General features: G+C 39.1%; 17 protein-coding genes. 14 read left to right on the top strand and 3 right to left on the bottom strand.

Translation table 11 applies throughout. The annotated features are described in order from the left end of the window. Positions 1 to 41 precede the first annotated feature (41 nt). The 13 genes from M1D60_RS15420 (at position 42) to M1D60_RS15360 (ending at position 13507) form a co-directional block, all read left to right on the top strand. Complete coding sequence (locus M1D60_RS15420) at positions 42 to 1661, top strand: long-chain-fatty-acid--CoA ligase (RefSeq protein ID WP_456275723.1); 1620 nt, start codon at positions 42 to 44, stop codon at positions 1659 to 1661. Between the two features lie 322 nt (positions 1662 to 1983). Further along, the gene (locus M1D60_RS15415) at positions 1984 to 2547 is read left to right on the top strand and encodes a TetR/AcrR family transcriptional regulator (protein ID WP_456275722.1); all 564 of its coding nucleotides are present in this window, start codon (positions 1984 to 1986) and stop codon (positions 2545 to 2547) included. 101 nt (positions 2548 to 2648) lie between these two features. Next, positions 2649 to 3527, top strand: a complete 879-nt coding sequence (locus tag M1D60_RS15410) for a 3-hydroxyacyl-CoA dehydrogenase family protein (RefSeq protein WP_456275721.1) — start codon at positions 2649 to 2651, stop codon at positions 3525 to 3527. Then, positions 3527 to 4306, top strand: coding sequence for an enoyl-CoA hydratase (locus M1D60_RS15405; protein WP_456275720.1), 780 nt, complete (start codon positions 3527 to 3529; stop codon positions 4304 to 4306). The genes M1D60_RS15410 and M1D60_RS15405 overlap by 1 nt, the downstream gene beginning before the upstream one ends. 11 nt (positions 4307 to 4317) lie before the next feature. After that, positions 4318 to 4722: an acyl-CoA thioesterase gene (locus M1D60_RS15400; RefSeq protein WP_456275719.1), complete on the top strand. Its 405-nt coding sequence runs from the start codon at positions 4318 to 4320 to the stop codon at positions 4720 to 4722. A 28-nt stretch (positions 4723 to 4750) separates the two neighbouring features. Continuing rightward, positions 4751 to 5827 (top strand): phosphotransferase family protein, encoded by a 1077-nt coding sequence (locus tag M1D60_RS15395; protein WP_456275718.1) that lies wholly within the window; start codon positions 4751 to 4753, stop codon positions 5825 to 5827. A 22-nt stretch (positions 5828 to 5849) separates the two neighbouring features. Further along, on the top strand, positions 5850 to 6587 hold the full coding sequence (locus tag M1D60_RS15390) for a 2-phosphosulfolactate phosphatase (protein WP_456275717.1): 738 nt from the start codon (positions 5850 to 5852) through the stop codon (positions 6585 to 6587). Then, a complete protein-coding gene (locus M1D60_RS15385; protein WP_456275716.1) occupies positions 6581 to 8353 on the top strand; it encodes an acyl-CoA dehydrogenase family protein in 1773 nt (590 codons plus the stop codon). Before M1D60_RS15390 ends, M1D60_RS15385 begins: the two co-directional genes overlap by 7 nt. Before the next feature lie 246 nt (positions 8354 to 8599). After that, positions 8600 to 9373, top strand: coding sequence for an SDR family NAD(P)-dependent oxidoreductase (locus M1D60_RS15380; protein ID WP_456275715.1), 774 nt, complete (start codon positions 8600 to 8602; stop codon positions 9371 to 9373). A gap of 66 nt (positions 9374 to 9439) precedes the next feature. Next, the gene (locus M1D60_RS15375) at positions 9440 to 10219 is read left to right on the top strand and encodes an enoyl-CoA hydratase/isomerase family protein (protein WP_456275714.1); all 780 of its coding nucleotides are present in this window, start codon (positions 9440 to 9442) and stop codon (positions 10217 to 10219) included. Positions 10220 to 10225: 6 nt separating this feature from the next. Next, complete coding sequence (locus tag M1D60_RS15370; protein ID WP_456275713.1) at positions 10226 to 11209, top strand: quinone oxidoreductase family protein; 984 nt, start codon at positions 10226 to 10228, stop codon at positions 11207 to 11209. A gap of 193 nt (positions 11210 to 11402) precedes the next feature. Then, positions 11403 to 13079 (top strand): long-chain fatty acid--CoA ligase, encoded by a 1677-nt coding sequence (locus M1D60_RS15365; protein ID WP_456275712.1) that lies wholly within the window; start codon positions 11403 to 11405, stop codon positions 13077 to 13079. Between the two features lie 119 nt (positions 13080 to 13198). Beyond that, positions 13199 to 13507, top strand: a complete 309-nt coding sequence (locus tag M1D60_RS15360) for a DUF3784 domain-containing protein (RefSeq protein WP_456275711.1) — start codon at positions 13199 to 13201, stop codon at positions 13505 to 13507. Positions 13508 to 13906: 399 nt separating this feature from the next. On the opposite strand, the gene M1D60_RS15355 is transcribed toward M1D60_RS15360, so the two are convergent. Together M1D60_RS15355 and M1D60_RS15350 are read right to left on the bottom strand one after the other, a co-directional pair. Further along, on the bottom strand, positions 13907 to 15067 hold the full coding sequence (locus tag M1D60_RS15355; RefSeq protein WP_456275710.1) for an aminotransferase A: 1161 nt from the start codon (positions 15065 to 15067) through the stop codon (positions 13907 to 13909). Between the two features lie 44 nt (positions 15068 to 15111). After that, complete coding sequence (locus M1D60_RS15350) at positions 15112 to 16494, bottom strand: glycine--tRNA ligase (RefSeq protein WP_456275709.1); 1383 nt, start codon at positions 16492 to 16494, stop codon at positions 15112 to 15114. 645 nt (positions 16495 to 17139) lie between these two features. On the opposite strand from M1D60_RS15350, the gene M1D60_RS15345 reads away from it, so the two are divergent. Further along, entirely contained in the window at positions 17140 to 17406 is a 267-nt protein-coding gene (locus M1D60_RS15345; protein ID WP_456275708.1) for an alpha/beta-type small acid-soluble spore protein, read from the top strand. 212 nt (positions 17407 to 17618) lie between these two features. Here M1D60_RS15345 and M1D60_RS15340 read toward each other — a convergent pair whose 3' ends face one another. After that, positions 17619 to 18788, bottom strand: coding sequence for an FtsW/RodA/SpoVE family cell cycle protein (locus M1D60_RS15340; RefSeq protein WP_456275707.1), 1170 nt, complete (start codon positions 18786 to 18788; stop codon positions 17619 to 17621). Positions 18789 to 18851: the final 63 nt, after the last annotated feature.

Raw genomic sequence — 18851 nt, 5'->3', positions numbered from 1 at the left:
TTAGATTTACTGTGAATACTCAAATATTGGGAGGAATTTAAATGACTAACAAACCTTGGTTAAAAAGTTATCCGGAGCATATTGCGACAGAGATTGAAATCCCAAACAAGACCTTACCTCAAGTTCTCCAAGAAACCACACAACAATATCCTGACAATAATGCGTTAACGTTTTATCATAAAAAAATATCGTATCGTGAATTATCGATGCTAGTTGGTGGATTTGCATCAGCGTTGCAGCAAAGTGGAGTGGAAAAGGGAGATCGTGTAGCGATCATGCTCCCTAACTGTCCACAATATGTTATTTCTTATTATGGAACTCTTACGGTCGGTGGAATTGTTACCCAGTTAAATCCGATGTTAGTGGAAAGAGAGCTTCAATATATTTTAAATGACTCTGGTGCGGAAACGATTGTTATATTTGATGCACTTTATCCAAGGTTGAAAGCAATTCAATCAGAAACTAAAGTGAAAAATGTCATCGTAGTAAGTCTTCAGCCAACTGATCATTCCTTTGCACCTGACACTGTATTTGATGAATTTATGAAGTCAGGAAATGGAAAAGTTAGCTATGTTGATATTAATCCTGCTGAAGATGTAGCAATTCTTCAATATACGGGTGGGACGACTGGTCGCTCTAAAGGTGCCATGCTTACGCATGAAAATTTAGTAGCAAACGTTGTACAGTGCGTAGAGTTTTATCAGGATGATTTAAATCCTGGTCAAGAAAGATACTTAACGGTTATACCTTTATTTCATGTGTTTGGTATGACCGCTTGTATGAATTTCGCTATTTTTACAGGATCTAGTAGTATTTTATTACCACGCTTTGATTTAGAGGAAGTGTTAAATACGATTAAAACAGAGAAGCCAACTGTATTCCCAGGTGTTCCTACTATGTATGTTGCGATTACAAATCACCCAGAGGCAGAAAAATACGGGATTGATAGTATTCGAATTTGTAATAGTGGTAGTGCACCAATGCCTGTAGAGCTTCTGAGAGAGTTTGAAAGAAAAACAGGGGCTAGAATTTTAGAGGGCTATGGGTTATCAGAGGCATCTCCTGTAACACATTGTAATCCGATTTTTGCAGAAAGAAAGCCTGGAACTATTGGAATCGGTTATCCTTCAACTGAATATAAAGTCGTAGATCTAGGAGAAGGACTTAAAGAGGTTGAACCAGGTGAACTTGGCGAACTAATTATTCGAGGCCCTCAAGTAATGAAAGGGTATTGGAATATGCCAGAGGAAACCGCTAATACATTAAGGGATGGCTGGTTATACACGGGCGACATTGCCAGAATGGATGATGAGGGCTATGTTTCGATTGTAGACCGTAAGAAGGATATGATCATAGCAGGCGGCTTTAATATATATCCAAGAGATATTGAAGAAGTATTATATGAGCATCCAGCTGTTCAAGAGGCGGTAGTAGTTGGTGTTCCTGATGAATATCGTGGTGAAACGGTAAAGGCTGTTCTTGTCCTAAAGGCTGGGAAAGAAGCAACTGATGAGGAAATCAAACAATACTGCCGTGATAATATGTCTGCATATAAGGTTCCTAGAATCGTAGAGTTCAGAACGGAGCTTCCGAAAACAAGTGTCGGGAAAATACTCCGACGTGTCATTAAAGAGGAAACATCAACTACACAAACGAACTAGAAACTTTTTATAGGCGGGTAAAAGTACAGTGTTGGATTTTGCAGGGTTGATTGAAGTGGAAGGACGCGAGACTCCTGCGGGAGAAGCGTGGTGAAGGAGACCCCGCAGGCGAGAAGCGCCGAGGAGGCTCCCGAACCCGCCCGCGGAAAGCGAGTGTCCTGGAAAGGAAATCAACAACAAGCTTAAACAGAGCCTTTGTAAAATATCTATCCTGCTATAGATTTAAATTGTTATTGGTGGAAGTAGGTAAAGCGATAAGCAGAAAAAGTACTATTGTGATATAATCGCGAAAAAACTACTTTGAGATTAAGGGGACAATACGGTGAAAGAAAGAATTACAGAACACAGCATACGTTTATTTGAAAAAAAGGGATTTACTGAAACCTCCATCCAGGACATAGTAGATAGCCTGGGAGTGACAAAAGGTACCTTTTATTATTATTTTTCAAGTAAAGAAGAATTATTGATGGATATTCATATAAGTTATATTGATGACCTGAACTATCGTCAAGAAATAATCCTGACTGATCAAACAAAAAACTGTAAAGAAAAGCTTTATGAAATAGCTCTGATGCTTATATCTAATATTTCAGTAAATGGGCCAAGTGCCCGAGTTTTCTTTCGGGAAATGAGGAATTTGAGTGAGGAGCATCTTTCTGAAATTATCCCCAAGCGAGACCGTTTTAGATTGAATTTGCAGGGCTTATTAGATGAAGGAAAAGAGAAGGGCGAGTTTAAACAAAATCTTCAGTCGGAAATTGTAGCGTTTGGCATTTTAGGAATGACGAACTGGAGCTATCAATGGTTTAATCCAGAAGGAAAAACAAGTGACCAGGAAGTCACGAAGATATTTGTTGATATGATCCTACAAGGAATTGAAGTATAACCAATGAATTAATAAAACTAAGCTTCTGCTCAAATTGATTTTTTGAGCTAGGAGACTTTTACCCTTTAAGATACCAACTGGTTAGTTAGGAGGAGAAGTTAATGAATCAAATTGAAAGAATTTTAGTGGTTGGAGCAGGTCAAATGGGCCATCAAATCGGAATGCTAGCTGCATTAGGTGGTTATACAACAACAATTCAGGATGTAAACGAAGCTGCTTTACAGAAAGCTCAGGTGACCTTAGAAGGAATTATGACAAAATGGGTGGCAAAAGGAAAACTTTCTGAAGATCAAAAGGAAGCTGCGTTTGAAAGGCTTCATTTTTCTGTTGATCTTGAAGAAGAAGCAAGAAAAGCTGATTTTGTTATTGAAGCTATCGTTGAAAAGCTAGATGTGAAAAGAGAAGTATTTAAAAAGCTTGATGAATTAGCACCAGCTCACGCGATCCTAGCATCCAATAGCTCGACGATTGTGAATTCTGCAATTGCTGATGTGACAAGTCGTCCTGATAAAGTATGTAATATGCATTTCTTCTTTCCACCATTAGTGATGGATTGTGTGGAGGTTGTAATGAGTGAAGAAACTTCAGAGGAAACAGCACAAGTAACATTAGAAGTGTGTAAGCGCATGAATCGAACGGGTGTCTTACTCAAGAAAGAAATCTCTGGCTTTATCGCAAACCGAATTTTAGGAGCGCTTCAGAGAGAAGCAGTAGCTTTATATGAATCGGGAATTGCGGATTATAAAGACATCGATATCATTTGTCGCAAAGCTTTAAATCATCCAATTGGACCATTTGAATTAATGGATTTATCCGGAATAGATGTTGGTTATTATGTCATGCAGCAACGTTATGCAGAAACTGGTGATCCAGCTGATCAACCACCAGCTTGTATAGAAGAAAAGGTTAAGCAAGGTCATCTTGGAAGAAAAACAGGAAAAGGTTTTTATGACTATCAACCAGTTGAGGTGAAGAGCTAATGGCTGAATTTGTAAGAGTAGAAAAACAAACAGGTATTGCAGTGGTAACAATTGATAATCCGCCTTTAAATGTAATGAGTAAAAAAGTTGCTGTTGAGCTTGGTAATATCTTTAAAGAGTTAGCAGTCGATGAAGAAGTCGTTGTAGTTTTACTAACAGGAGCTGGTGAGAAGGCCTTTATGGCAGGGGCTGATATTAAAGAATTTCCACAGCTGATGACAAATCCTGAAATGAAAGGATCTGTAATGGAATCGCATGCCATTCTAAATCAAATCGATCAATTTGAGAAACCGACAATTGCCGTTCTAAATGGAATGACTTTTGGTGGTGGGTGTGAGCTAGCCCTTACGTGTGATATTCGTATTGCCGAGGAGCATGCTCTAATTGGATTACCAGAGGTAAAGCTTGGCCTTTTTCCAGGTGGAGGGGGTACTCAACGTCTTCCAAGATTAATTGGTGAAGCAAGGGCCAAGCAATTAATGTACACGGGCGAACCCATTACAGCTGAAAAAGCAGAACGAATTGGTTTAATTAACGAGGTAGTTAAAACAGGTGAAGGAATAAACTACGGATTAAAAATAGCTTCTCAGATTAGTAGACATTCCTTACAGGCATTATCCCGAATTAAGAAAGCCGTTGATGAAGGAGTTGAACTTACTCTTGAAGAGGCACTTGAACGGGAAGCAGACCTGTTTACAGAAGTGTTTAGAACTGAGGATATACGAGAAGGTGTACAGGCATTTATCGAGAAAAGAAAGCCTGTTTTTACACATAAATAGAGGTGAATTCAATGAAGTTTGAAATTGATGTACTCGTTCGGTTTTGTGAGACAGATGCATTAGGTCATGTAAATAACTCAAGTTACTTTATTTATCTTGAGGAAGCACGGGTTCGTTTCTTTCAAAAGCTTGGTTTTCCAATGGATATGAAGGAATGGAACTTTATCCTTGCTTCAACAAAATGTGATTTTCTAAACCAGGCTTACTTTTCACAGAATCTTAAAATTACAACGACGGTTTCACATATTGGGACGAAGAGCTTTACACTCCAACATGATATTTTAGATGCTCAAACAGAGAATCAAATTGCGAGAGGGACGGCTACAATTGTTTATTTTGATTTTAATGAGCAAAAGAGTGCTCCAATTCCTGAACAACTTAGAAGTCAATTAGAGAGTTTTACGGTGGGTGTATAATTCATTCCGTTGAAAGGAAGGTGAGAATATGAATAAAACGAATCGCACTCAGGATACCATCCCTGTTCGAAAGGGAGAGCAGCTTGATACTAAAGAGCTAATGTCATTTCTCCGACAGCATTTTGAGTTGGAAAACGCACCATTAGAAATCAACCAGTTTGGTGCTGGTCATTCGAATTTAACTTATGAGTTGAAGGTAGGAGACTGGGAGGCTGTATTACGTCGACCACCTCATGGTCCTGTAGCTCCTAAGGCACATGATATGGGGCGTGAATTTAGTATTCTTAAAGATCTACACCCAGTTTTTCATTTAGCACCTGAGCCCTACACGTATTCAGATAATCCAACGATAGTTGGGAGTCCGTTTTATATTATGGAGCGCAGACGCGGGTTTGTGTATGATACGTCATTCCCAAAGGAAGTAACGGTAACAAAAGAACTATGTCAAAAGCTTTCTTCCTCGATGGTCGATACATTGGTACAGCTTCATTCAATTGATTATAAGAATACAAAGCTTGTAGAAATCACACAACCAGATGGATTTATGGAAAGACAGGTACATGGTTGGATCGGTCGTTATGTTCGGGCTAGAACTGAAGATATTCTAGGGGTGGAAGAGCTCACCACATGGTTAGCTACCAATATACCTACCTCACAAGCACCAACCATTATTCATTACGATTATAAATTAAATAACGCCATGTTCTCTTACGAAGATCCTTCTAAAATGGTGGGGTTATTTGATTGGGAAATGACAACGGTAGGGGACCCGTTAGCAGATGTTGGTGCGGCGATGAGCTACTGGATTCAAAAAGATGATCCGGAATTATTAAGCAAGGGGCCAGGTAAGCAACCTGTTACGGTAAATGAAGGTTTTTATACACGCCAACAATTTGTTGAAGAATATGCAAAGAAGAGTGGACGTGACCTTTCCGATATTCATTTTTATACGACGTTTGCCTACTTCAAGCTAGCTGTCATTTGTCAGCAAATTTATTATCGTTATAAGCAAGGACAAACTCAGGATCCGCGCTTTCGCGATTTACACGTTTTCGTGAAAAGTCTAATTACCTATGCCCTTGCAACAAGAAAAGGCTGGGATTAGTTAATAGAAATGGGGTTTCTCCATGACAAAGGTTCATCTAATCTTAAAAAAAGAAGATATTAATGAGCAGGAAATGTCTGATCAAAAGATTGCAGTGGTTTTTGATGTGTTATTAGCCACCTCTACCATCACGGCTGCCATCCAGTTTGGTGCAAAGGAAGTAATTCCGGTTCTTAATGAAGAAGCAGCTAGATTTGTAGCTTCTTCATTACCAGAATCAGAGTATGTGCTAGTGGGGGAGTATGAAGGAAAAACCATTGAAGGCTTCCTAGATCCCAATCCATTAGGCTTAAAAAATAAAATTAAAGATAAAACCGTTGTTTTATCTACAACAAATGGAACTGTTGCTATTCAAAAGTCAAAGAATGCAGCAAAAGTGTTTGCTTGTTCACTACTAAACGGAGAAGCTGTTGCTAAAAGTGTCCTCTCGGTAAAAAAGGATGAGACCATTATAATCGTTTGCTCTGGATCATCAGGACAATTTTGCTTAGAGGATTTCTTTGGTGCAGGTTATTTTCTGGATTGTCTTGCAAAGCGAACGACTCTTGATTTAACCGATTCCGCACGAGCAGCCTTGATGTTTTATAAAGGATATGAGGATCAATCTGTTTCGACCTTAACCAACACAAGAGTAGGGAAAATGCTTGAAAAGTATGGCTATGACGAAGAACTGGAATTTGTATCTCAGTATGGTATCTTTCCAGTTGTACCGGTTTTACAAGGAAATAGCATGAAAAAGGAGATGACCGAAACATGGTAGCAACTAAATCTACTCAATATGGAGGAAGCTTCTTATTCCAAGGAATTTCCGCAGAAGAACTATTTACTCCGGAAGACTTTACAGAAGAACACCGGATGATCGCCTCAACTGCTAAGCAATTTATTGAAAAAGAGGTGGAACCATATCGAGAGGATATTGAACATCAAGATTTTGATCGAGTAGTAGAGCTTCTAAAAAAAGCAGGAGAATTGGGTCTCCTTGCCCACAGTGTCCCAGAAGCGTATGAGGGTTTAGGGCTAGACAAGGTTAGTAAGGCACTTGTTGGAGAAGCGGTAGGGCGTTCAAGTGGCTATGGTGTTGCTCATTCGAACCATACTTGTATTGCAACTCTACCGATTACTTATTTTGGAAATGAAGAACAAAAGAAGCGATACTTACCAAAGTTGGCTTCAGGTGAATACTTAGGTGCCTATTGCTTAACTGAGCCTGGTTCAGGTTCTGATGCATTAGCTGCAAAAACAACCGCAGTTTTAAATGAGGAAGGTACCCATTATATCCTGAATGGAACGAAATTATATATCACTAATGCTGTATTTTCTGACACTTTTATTGTGTATGCCAAAGTTGATGGAACTAAATTTACTGCGTTTATTGTAGAAAAGGATTTCCCTGGGTTATCGCTAGGACCTGAAGAGAAGAAAATGGGGATTAAAGGTTCTTCTACACGTTCAGTAGTGCTAGAGGATTGCCTTGTTCCTGTTGAAAATTTATTAGGGGAAATCGGAAAAGGCCATGTAATTGCCTTAAATGTTTTAAATTTAGGAAGATTTAATCTTGGAGCTGCCACGATGGGTGGAGCCAAGCATGCTTTAAATACAACGATAAACTACATTCAAGAAAGGCAACAATTTGGAAAGAGAATTGCTGATTTTGGTGCTTCAAAAGAGAAAGTAGCTAAATTAACAGCTCGAATCTATGCATCTGAATCACTGCAATATCGTTCTGCTCAATTACTCGAGAATGTATTAGGCGACTTATATGACTCTACTAATCTCGGAGAAATTGGCAAAGCGCTCATGGAGTTTTCGATTGAATGTGCCCTATGTAAAGTGTATGGATCAGAAACATTAGACTATGTAGTGGATGAGGCAGTTCAGCTTCACGGAGGAGCAGGCTTTATTCAAGAATATAAAGTGGAACAAATGTACCGTGATTCAAGAATTAATCGAATTTTTGAAGGTACTAATGAAATTAATCGATTATTAATCCCAACTCATGTACTTAGAAAAGGCTTAAAGGGAGAAATTCCTTTACAGGAGCTGATTGCAAAAGCACAAGCAGAGTTACAAGGTTCTCCAGCACCATTTGAAGGAGTTTTAGATAAAGAAAAAGCAGCTGTTACGACCATACGAAATCTGTTCTTGCTTTTAACAGGTCTTGCTTACGAGCAGCTTGCTGAAAGATTAGTAGAAGAACAAGAAATCGTGATGCGCTTATCCGATATTGCGATAATTCTATTTGCTGCGGAATCAGCTGTCTATCGTTCCGTAAAAGCAGTCAACAAAAATGGGGAGACGAAGGAGCAACTTAAAATTAATTTAGCCACCTCTTTTGTGGAGGATTCGATCATAGAGGTTGAAGGTATTGCAAAAAAAGTAATCGCTGGTCTAACTAACGGGAAGCAGCAGCTTGAACTACTTACTCTCCTTAACCATGTTCTTGGAAGATTCCAACCATCTGGATTTATCCAAAGAAATCGAGAAATTGCTGATGCGATTTATGAAAAGAATCAATACTGGTGCTAACAAAGCGTTATAAGCTTAACTTTGCTTATTTTTTAAAATTTCGCTCTATTAAAGTACAGTGTGATTTTTAGCAGTGTTGATTGAAGTGGAAGGACGCGAGACTCCTGCGGGAGAAGCGTGGTGAAGGAGACCCCGCAGGCGTGAAGCGCCGAGGAGGCTCCCGAACCCGCCCGCGGAAAGCGAGTGTCCTGGAACGGAAATCAACAACCAATTTTAACAGAGACTTAAATTCAAGGGGGTTGAACGATGAGATTTAATGACACAATCGCTGTTGTAACAGGTGCTGGAAGCGGGATCGGCGAAGCAACGGCGAAACAGTTGGCCAACGAAGGGGCAAAAGTCATCTTAGTTGGTCGCACAAAGTCAAAACTAGAGCGTGTTGCACAAGAAATTAATGAGTTATTGGAAGCTCCACGTGCCGAAATATTTGCTGCGGACGTGACAGAAGAAGAGGATGTTCGTAATCTAGCTAATTACGTAAAGGAAACTTACGGTGATCTTCATGTTCTTGTTAATAATGCAGGAGGCTCATCACATAACAATATTTCAAAGCTATCGGTTGAAGATTGGGATGCAGTTCAAAATGTGAATCTTAGAAGTGTCTTTTTAGTATCGAAGCTTTTGGGAGAAGTAATGGTGGACGCCAGTAAAAATGTGGGGCTTCAAAATCGCTCAATCGTAAACGTTGCCTCCTTATCAGGACATAAGGCAGGGGCACAAATTCCACATTATAGTGCAGCAAAAGCGGCAGTTATCAATTTTACGAGAGCACTTGCCTATGAGTTCTCAGCTTATGGAATCCGTGCTAATTCTGTTTCACCAGGTTTTGTTGAAACACCACTTACTGAGCAAGGCCTCCAAAACGATAAATTTGTAGAAGCGATTAAGAGAAGTACTGCCTTAAAGCGTGTCGGAAGACCAGAGGAAATTAGTAGTGTGATCTGCTTTGCTGCTTCAAAAGAAGCTTCTTATATGACAGGGTCAGATCTTTTAGCAGATGGCGGTTGGTTAATAGTTTAGTAGGTCAACATGGTTATTTGAATGGGAGGAGTCAAGATTCTCCAATATTAAAAAGGAGTGATTGTTATGTCAACAGAACATTTATTGATTCACCAAAATGGACCTGTGCTTTCCCTTACTTTGAACCGACCAGATAGTTTAAATGCATTTAGCCCTGATATGATTTTAGGTCTAACTAATGCTTTTAAAAAGGCTGCACAGGATGAAGAGATTAGAGTTGTTGTTCTATCAGGAGCAGGTCGTTCCTTTAGTGCAGGTGGAGATGTGAAAACAATGGGGAAAACTGCCCCTAAAGACGTATATGATCACATTGGAAAGTTAAACGAGCTAGTTATGGCAATGAAGAGCTTACCAAAACCGATTATTGCATCTGTCCACGGGTTTGCAGCTGGAGCAGGCTTTAATCTTGCACTAGCGGCTGATCTAATTGTTGCTGCCGAAGATAGTAAATTTATTTTAAGCTTTGCTCAAGTAGGGCTAATCTCAGATGGTGGAGGTTTATATTTCTTACCTCGATTAATTGGACCAAACCGTGCCAAGGAACTATTTTTTACAGCAGAGCCATTACAGGCGAAACAAGCACTAGAATATGGAATCATAAACCATGTATTTCCATTAGAAGCGTTAAAGGATGAAACCGTTAAATTAGCACAGAAGCTTGCTAATGGTCCAAGTGTTGCCTATGGAATGATGAAGAGGCTCGTTGATCAAGTGCCTAATATGACATTAGAAGAAATGCTCGAGCAAGAACGTATTACTCAAGCAATGATGATTACAACTGATGATCATCGTGAAGGTGTTCAAGCCTTTGTTGAAAAGCGTAAACCAGCATTTTTAGGGAGGTAAGACAAAATGAAAGCAGTCCAATTCACAAAATATGGGGGACCTGAAGTTTTAGAGTTTGCAGAGCTAGAGAACCCCAAACCTGAAGGTAATGAAGTTGTAATAGAAATAAAAGCAATAGGAGTTAATTATGCTGATACAGCTAGGAGAGAAGGACAATATGTAGTGCCAACTCCTCTGCCGTTTGTTCCTGGTGCCGAAGTAGCTGGTGTAGTGGTTGAGGTAGGAGATGCGGTTACTTCCGTTCAAGTTGGGGCAAAAGTCGTTACTTTACTGGGGACAAAGAAAGCAACAGGCTATGCTGAATATACCATTGCAGATGAAAGAGGACTAATCCCTCTTCCTGACGGTGTTGATTTTAAGGAGGCAGTTGCTCTTCCACTTCAAGGTTTGAGTGCCTATCACGTCTTAAAGACGATGGGACGTCTTGAAGAAGGAGAAACCGTGTTAGTTCATGCAGCTGCAGGTGGAGTTGGGACAATCGCTGTTCAATTAGCTAAGCTTTTTGGAGCAGGAAAGGTGATTGCAACTGCTAGTACACAGGAAAAGCTGGACCTAGCAAAGGAGCTAGGGGCAGATGTATTGATTAATTATACAGAGGAAGATTGGGTTGAACAAGTTAAGGCAGCAACGAATGGAAAAGGCGTCGATGTGGCTTTGGAAATGGTTGGTGGCAGAGTGTTCAATCAAACGTTAGATTGCTTAGCTACTTTTGGTAGATTAGTGGTGTTTGGTGCGGCAAGCGGGGAACAAAGCAAGCTAACCCCATCCCTACTAATGGGTAAAAATCAATCTGTAATCGGATTTTTCCTCCCTCAAATTATGAGAAAACCTGCTCTCATGCAGCAGAGTCTCATCGAATTACTAACTTATTTGCAAAAAGGTCAGCTCAAGCTTATTATTGGTGGTGTTTATCCCCTTGATGATGTTGTAAACGTTCATAAACTTTTGCAGTCAAGGAAAACACAGGGTAAGCTTGTTCTGGTACCTTAACGAAATATCCAAAAAAGGGGAAGTAGAAGAGGTGTTCTTTTGCTTCCCTTTGTTATATTTAAGAGGATGGATAAAAGACTCGTATATTTTAGAATTAACCTGAATATATAACGGTAAGTTAGTATTTTTTACCTTAATTATGGAAGCGTTTTCAAATTAAAAATTAGATGATGGTAGGGGGTTCAAAAACTTTATGCGAACAACTCATTATGAATTTTGGCCAAAAGGTTTAACGACTTCATTAACGGTACCGGAAACCACTATTTATGAAAATCTAGAGTATACAGCAAAGCGGTATCCTTCTAAAACAGCGATTTACTATTATGGCGGTGAAATTACTTATAAAGAATTATTTCAACAAGTCAATTGGTTAGCCGGATACTTAGAGCAGGAACTCGCTGTAAAGCGTGGAGACCGTGTTTTACTTCTTATGCAAAATTCCCCTCAATTTGTTATTTCCTTCTATGCGATCTTACGAATAAATGCAATTGTAGTACCAATTAACCCGATGAACACAGCAGAAGAATTAACCTTTTATATTCAGGATGGTAATATATCTATTGGTTTAGTCGGACAGGAGCTATTGCCAAATGTTCAACCACTTCTTAATAAGACTGCCTTACAATCAGTAGTAGTTGCTTCCTATCAAGATTTTGCCCATTTATCTGACGATGCAAGTCATAATATACCGTTAGAGGTTTCAGCTCCGGCCTTTTCGGTTGAAGGGGGAGGATATTACCCTTGGCAAACATGTTTAAATAAGAACATCGAACCTTCCGCTTATACAGGTGATTGTAATGATGTGGCAGTTTTACCTTATACATCTGGGACAACCGGGGTTCCTAAAGGGTGTATTCATACAAATAAAACTGTTCAAGCTAATGTTTATGGGGCTTATTACTGGTCAAAAGCAACGAGTGATAGTGTTCATTTGATGACCTTGCCTCTTTTTCATGTGACTGGAATGGTTCATAGCTTCCATGCCCCGATCTTAGCAGGTGGGTCCATGGTTTGTATGACTAGATGGAATCGTGATTTAGCTGGTCAATATATCGAAAAATTCAAATGTACACACTGGGTTAATATTAGTACCATGCTTATTGACTTCCTATCCAATCCCAACTTATCAAACTATGATATCTCTACATTGGCAGCTATTTCAGGTGGGGGAGCACCTCTACCAGCTGCAGTAGGGGAGAAACTCCTTCATCTCACAGGCTTACAATTCGTTGAAGGATATGGATTATCAGAAACAATTGCACAGACACATTTTAATCCACCTGATCGTCCTAAATTACAATGTCTGGGTGTTCCTGCCTTCGATGTCGATGCGAGAATTATAGATACCAATACCTTACAAGAAGTAGAGGTAGGTGAAATTGGTGAAATCGTAGTAAATGGTCCAATGGTGTTTAAAGGTTATTATAATCGACCAGAGGAGACAGAGGCAGCCTTTATTACGATAGATGGAAAGAGCTTCTTCAGAACAGGAGACATTGGTAGAATTGATGATGAAGGTTATTTCTTTATGGTAGATCGATTAAAAAGGATGATTAATGCTTCAGGGTATAAGGTGTGGCCAACAGAAGTAGAGTCTCTATTATATGCGCATCCAGCCATTCAGCAAGCTTGCGTGGTCGGAGTACCTGATGAGAAACGAGGAGAGACCGTTAAAGCATTTGTCATTCTGCAGCCAGGCCAAGAAGGTAAAGTTTCGAAGGAGGACATTATCGATTGGGCTAAGGAAAGGATGGCCGCTTATAAATATCCTAGATTTATAGAATTCAGAGAGGATTTTCCGAAAACGAGTAGTGGAAAGATTCTTTGGAGAAAGCTGCAAGAGGATGAATTAGCAAAGCTAAATAGTTAACTTAGAATCACTAAGTCCACTTGTTTGGACTTGGTGATTTTTGTGTGGTGGAAGAAACCATGAAACCAAACTTTCCTTTATTCGTAATAATACTAAGTCAACCTTTTGGGAGGAGAAATATGATAGGAATTATAATCAGCATGGGAATATTGGTTGTGTTTGGCATTATCTTCTCTAATGGTAAAGGATCTTCTCTAATTGCTGGATTCAATACGTTGGAAAAGGAAAAACAAGAAAAATATAATGTAGAAGCTCTATGTAAGTTTATGGGGAAGATGATGTTTGCTTTGTCGTTTAGTTTGGTATTTTTATTAGTATACGAAGCCTATCAGGTTAAATGGATGTTTGCTTGTGGTCTAATTGTATTTATTGGGATTCTTATATGGGGCCTATTCTATGTTAATACAGGGAATCGGTTTAAAAAATAGAGAGGCTGGGACAAAACTTTTTACACCAGTCTCAAAGCCGAATAATCTCTAAATTAGTCTGCCGATTAAATATAATACTGTTTCTCGGTTTCTTTCATACTTATTAACCAGTTAAGCTGAAAAAACAGGGTTGTTCCATTGCGCTTCAGGCACTCGCTTTCCGCGGGGCGGGCGGTGAGCCTCCTCGGCTTCGCCTGCGGGGTCTCATCTGTCCCGCTACTCCCGCAGGAGTCGAGTGCCTTCCGCTCCATTCCACAAGATTATAAAAATAGTATGTAAGATCAATAACTTAAATGAAGATAAAAAATAAAGACCCGAACTAGTAGGTGAAAGATACATCAAATTATCACCTACTAGTCCGGGTTTACCACTGACTGAAATACTTATATCCCATCCTCTTTACTTGTTTAAAGAGTTAATAAATGTCTCCATTCGGTCTAAAGCTTCTTTCAATACTTCCATTGAATAGGCATAAGAAATTCTAACATATCCCTCTCCATATTCTGAGAAGGCATCTCCTGGAACAACAGCGACCTTGGCTTCCTTCACCAGCTGGAGCGCAAAATCGAAGGAGTTTAATCCGAACTTTTGAATGGAAGGGAAAAAATAAAAGGCTCCTGTCGGCTTGATGGTCTCAATTCCCATCTTCAGTAACCGGTCGTAGACATAGTCTCTTCTTTCCTGGTAAAGATTTTTCATCTCTATAGCATCGTCGATTCCGTTTGTTAAGGCTTCATAAGCAGCCTTTTGGGAGATGGTTGTTGCACAAGAGACATTGTACTGATGAACCTTTAAGAGGTGCTGAGTAATGTTACTAGGTGCTAAAAGAAAACCAATACGCCAGCCGGTCATTGAGTGAGATTTTGATAGTCCATTAATGACAATTGTCTTCTCTCTCATACCTGGAAAAGTTGCAATAGATTGGTGGGTATGATCAAACACTAGTTCACTATAGATCTCATCCGAAAGAATGAATAAATCTCTTTCTTTAACCAATTCTGCAATCTCTCCAAGCTCCTCTTTTGATAACGTCACACCTGTTGGATTTGAAGGATAAGGTAATACAATACATCTTGTTCGCTCTGTAAGGTGAGGCTTAATTAAGTCAGCCGTTAATTTAAAGTCATTAGCACGAGTATCAATATGGATTGACTTAGCCCCGCAGAGCTGAATGATCGGTTCATAGCCTGGATACACCGGTCCAGGTAAAAGTACTTCACTATCTTGGTCTAAAATCGTCCTAAAGGCACAGTCAATGGCCTGACTGGCACCAATCGTTACAATGATCTCATTACTTGGATGATAATCTAAGTCATACTTCACTTTTACAAAGTTAGAGACTGCTTCTCTTAATTCAGGGAATCCAGCATTATGTGTGTAGCTCGTGAAATTAGCTTGAATCGCTTCAATTCCTGCTTGTTTCACATGCTCAGGAGTAGGAAAGTCTGGTTGCCCAATCGACAACGAAATCACATTCTCATATTCAGAGACCATATTAAAAAATCTTCTAATACCTGAAAGTTGGATATTTTTTACCTTTGGATTGATTAAGTGTTCCATTTGTTATTCTCCTTTTAAAAAAAGATAGGGATAAACCCTATCTTTTAAAATTGAAGCTTTTCTTCAATATAAGCTTTAAGGTCATGAATGGAAATGCGCTGCTGTTCCATTGTGTCTCGATCTCTTACGGTAACGGTTTGATCTTCCTCGGAATCAAAGTCATAGGTAATACAGAATGGTGTCCCCACTTCATCTTGACGACGGTAGCGTTTACCGATAGAGCCTGATTCGTCATAATCAACCATATAGTGTTTTGCTAAATCAGCAAATACAGCACGTGCTCCCTCAGATAGTTTTTTCGAAAGTGGAAGGATGGCAGCTTTGTATGGTGCTAGAGCAGGATGGAGTCTCATTACAGTTCTTGACGTCTCATCCTCAAGTGTCTCCTCTTCATAGGCATCAATCATAAATGCAAGTGTTACACGGTCAGCTCCTAAAGATGGTTCGATACAAAACGGAACATAACGCTCATTTGTTTCTTGATCAATATAGTTGAAGTCCTCTCCAGAGTACTCTGCATGTTGCTTTAAATCATAATCTGTACGAGAGGCAATACCCCACAGCTCACCCCAACCAAACGGAAACTTATATTCTATATCAGTTGTTGCATTACTGTAGTGGGATAATTCATCATCAGAATGATCTCTTAAACGAATATTTGCTTCAGTTACACCTAATGATAACAACCATTTTTCACACGTATTCTTCCAATGGGTGAACCATTCTAACTCTTCACCAGGTTTACAGAAAAATTCAAGCTCCATTTGTTCAAATTCTCTAGTTCGGAATGTGAAATTACCAGGTGTAATTTCATTTCTAAAGCTTTTACCGATTTGGCCAATACCAAATGGAAGTTTTTTTCGCATCGAACGTTGTACATTTTTAAAGTTTACAAAGATTCCTTGAGCAGTCTCAGGTCGTAAGAAGATTTCATTTGTACTTGATTCTGTTACCCCTTGGAATGTTTTAAACATAAGGTTGAATTGACGAATTCCTGTAAATTCATCACTTCCGCAATCAGGACAAACAATTTTGTGTTCCTTAATGAGTTCTTCCATTTTCTCAAAAGGTAATCCATCAACCACCATTTCTTGACCTTTTTCATCAAGGGCATTTTCAATCAATTTATCAGCACGATGTCTTGACTTACACTTTTTACAATCAATCATCGGATCATTGAAGTTACCAATATGTCCAGAGGCTTCCCATGTTTTGGGATTCATTAAAATAGCAGCATCTAGCCCCACATTATAAGGGGATTCTTGTATGAATTTACGCCACCAAGCCTTTTTAATATTGTTTTTTAACTCAATTCCTAAAGGACCGTAATCCCACGTATTGGCTAGCCCACCATAAATTTCAGAGCCTGGAAACACAAATCCTCTATGTTTAGCATGTGATACTACTTGCTCCATTGTTTTACTCATGATATCTCTCCTTTGTATTTGCAATAAAAAAGCTCTCGTCTCTAGGCTATTAAACAGCCTAGGGACGAGAGCATATCTCCCGCGGTTCCACCCTAGTTGGTTTGTCTTAAACAAACCCTCTTTTCATCATTCACTCAGGACTGCCGTTTCACTATTCATCATGTTCAGGCTTACACTGTCCCTGAATCGCTTTTCAAGAGTGGAATAGCTACTATAAATCCGTCATCGTTACTATAATACATAATATTACCAAACTAAAAAAATAATAGTCAATAGAGAGATGCTTTATTTTTAAAACTTTGTATTTGATTTTTTCTCTTTGTTTGGTGTGGAATGAGTGGGACTCCTGTTAATCATGCATAAACAATAGGCTGGACCACTATTCAGACGCAGTTTAGCAGAGAGAAATCATTTGTGTTTAATTTAAAAGACTCTGTTAAAGTGTGTTGTTGATTTCCATTCCAGGACACTCGCTTTCCGCGGGCGGGTTCGGGAGCCTCCTCGGCGTTAACGCCTGTGGGGTCTCCTTCACCACGCTTCTCCCGCAGGAGTCTCGCGTCCTTCCACTTCAATCAACTCTGCTAAAAATTAACACTGTATTTTAACACAGCTATTTAAAAATATTTATAGAAAGGTATTGATTACATGAGCAAAAGAAAAAGACCACTTATACAAGGATCACAGCAGGGGCTTGATCAGCTAAAGGTTAATGTCATGAACAAGAACGGATATCAAGTAGCAAAAAATCATCCGGAACAGGCAAAAATGGAAGTCGCAAAAGAACAGGGAATCCCCTTAAATAAGAGCTATAATGGAGAACTAACCTCTAGGCAAGCAGGGAAGGTAGGAGGTCCAATAGGAGGAAAAATGGTATCCGAACTAATAAAAATGGCCAAAAAACAAATGGAATAACGAAAAGCTCTATCACCCCGTTTAGCTCCGACAAGTAAATGTTCTGAAGAGAAGAAAAGGGTGGTTTTCCCTTTACTTCTATTCAGGTTATTTAACCTCGAGGAGCTGGGGTGATAGAGCTAGCCAAACCGAAAAGCTCTATCACCCCGTTTAGCGCATGCAAGCAAAAACTCCCTTACATGACTCATTATAAAGCCATGTAAGGGAGTTTTTCATTCTTCAGAGAACATATAGGTTCTATAATAAAATCTGATACTAAAAATTAAGCCAATCGCAAACATATTACCAATTAGAGAACTACCTCCATAGCTGATAAAAGGTAAAGGAATTCCTGTTATGGGTAATAAACCAATAGTCATTCCAATATTTTGGACAACGTGGAAGCCAATCATACAAATCACACCCACACAAATATAGGAGGCAAAATCAGAATTAGATAATAGTCCTACCTTTGTTATATGGTAAAGAAGTAAAAATAATAAGCATATTACTACCGTTGCTCCAATAAATCCATATTGCTCAGCAACAACCGCAAAAATAAAATCGGTATGGTTTTCTGGGATATATACTTCATTTCCACCTATCCCTTTACCAGTGAGCATCCCAGAACCAATGGCTTTAAGTGAGTTCAGTAGGTGATATCCGTCTCCACTACTATAGGTGTATGGATCAAGCCATGAGTAGATTCTTCCAAATTGATATTGCCTGACCCCTAAATATTTTTCTAACAATTGTGGTGCCCTTAGAACTAGATAAAAAATTGTTGAAATAGCTACAACAATTGTAGTGAATATCGGGAAAAGTATTTTCCATGAAATCCCTGACATGAAAATAAGTCCAACAGTGATTGCCATAAGTACTAGTGTTGTACCTAAGTCTGGCTGGAGCATAACCAGTCCCATTGGAACAATGGCAACTAGGATGATTTTACCTAATAAAATAAAATCAGACTGGATGGAGCGATAAAGCCTTTTTTCATTATGCTTGGATATGACATGACTTAAAATTATGATTAAACAGACCTTTGTTATTTCAGATGGCTGTAGCGATCCAAACCCAGGAAAACTAAACCAACTCTTTGCTCCGTTAATCTTGGGTGCAATGGATGAAGGTGAAAAATACAATATCACTAAAATTAAAACACTGAAGCCATATAAATACCATGAAAGCTTTCTGATCTGGTCAGGTTCAAAAACCATAATCCCACCAATAATGCAAATTCCAACTACATACCAAACGATCTGCTTTAATAGAAAGTTTTCTCCATATTGTGTAGATGTGGTCTGAGCACTGTAAAGGGCAATGCAGCTTGCACAGAATAATAGAAATAGTAAAAAGGCAAGAACATAGTCAAATTTTGTTGGTTCCTTTGATGAATTCATTCATAATCCCTTCTTTTAATCAATTATCATCTATATAGTATTTTCCCAATGACTTAAAAGACT

The organism is Bacillus sp. AK128, assembly GCF_053903075.1.
Note: the sequence above shows the minus strand (reverse complement) of the source record. Positions and strands in the feature narration are given on the sequence as shown.

Excerpts from the sequence above, each read along its gene's own strand:
- M1D60_RS15420 (WP_456275723.1), top strand. The coding sequence starts at position 42 with ATGACTAACAAACCTTGGTTAAAAAGTTATCCGGAGCATATTGCGACA.
- M1D60_RS15410 (WP_456275721.1), top strand. The coding sequence starts at position 2,649 with ATGAATCAAATTGAAAGAATTTTAGTGGTTGGAGCAGGTCAAATGGGC.
- M1D60_RS15405 (WP_456275720.1), top strand. The coding sequence starts at position 3,527 with ATGGCTGAATTTGTAAGAGTAGAAAAACAAACAGGTATTGCAGTGGTA.
- M1D60_RS15400 (WP_456275719.1), top strand. The coding sequence starts at position 4,318 with ATGAAGTTTGAAATTGATGTACTCGTTCGGTTTTGTGAGACAGATGCA.
- M1D60_RS15395 (WP_456275718.1), top strand. The coding sequence starts at position 4,751 with ATGAATAAAACGAATCGCACTCAGGATACCATCCCTGTTCGAAAGGGA.
- M1D60_RS15390 (WP_456275717.1), top strand. The coding sequence starts at position 5,850 with ATGACAAAGGTTCATCTAATCTTAAAAAAAGAAGATATTAATGAGCAG.
- M1D60_RS15385 (WP_456275716.1), top strand. The coding sequence starts at position 6,581 with ATGGTAGCAACTAAATCTACTCAATATGGAGGAAGCTTCTTATTCCAA.
- M1D60_RS15380 (WP_456275715.1), top strand. The coding sequence starts at position 8,600 with ATGAGATTTAATGACACAATCGCTGTTGTAACAGGTGCTGGAAGCGGG.
- M1D60_RS15375 (WP_456275714.1), top strand. The coding sequence starts at position 9,440 with ATGTCAACAGAACATTTATTGATTCACCAAAATGGACCTGTGCTTTCC.
- M1D60_RS15370 (WP_456275713.1), top strand. The coding sequence starts at position 10,226 with ATGAAAGCAGTCCAATTCACAAAATATGGGGGACCTGAAGTTTTAGAG.
- M1D60_RS15365 (WP_456275712.1), top strand. The coding sequence starts at position 11,403 with ATGCGAACAACTCATTATGAATTTTGGCCAAAAGGTTTAACGACTTCA.
- M1D60_RS15360 (WP_456275711.1), top strand. The coding sequence starts at position 13,199 with ATGATAGGAATTATAATCAGCATGGGAATATTGGTTGTGTTTGGCATT.
- M1D60_RS15355 (WP_456275710.1), bottom strand. The coding sequence starts at position 15,067 with ATGGAACACTTAATCAATCCAAAGGTAAAAAATATCCAACTTTCAGGT.
- M1D60_RS15350 (WP_456275709.1), bottom strand. The coding sequence starts at position 16,494 with ATGAGTAAAACAATGGAGCAAGTAGTATCACATGCTAAACATAGAGGA.
- M1D60_RS15345 (WP_456275708.1), top strand. The coding sequence starts at position 17,140 with ATGAGCAAAAGAAAAAGACCACTTATACAAGGATCACAGCAGGGGCTT.
- M1D60_RS15340 (WP_456275707.1), bottom strand. The coding sequence starts at position 18,788 with ATGAATTCATCAAAGGAACCAACAAAATTTGACTATGTTCTTGCCTTT.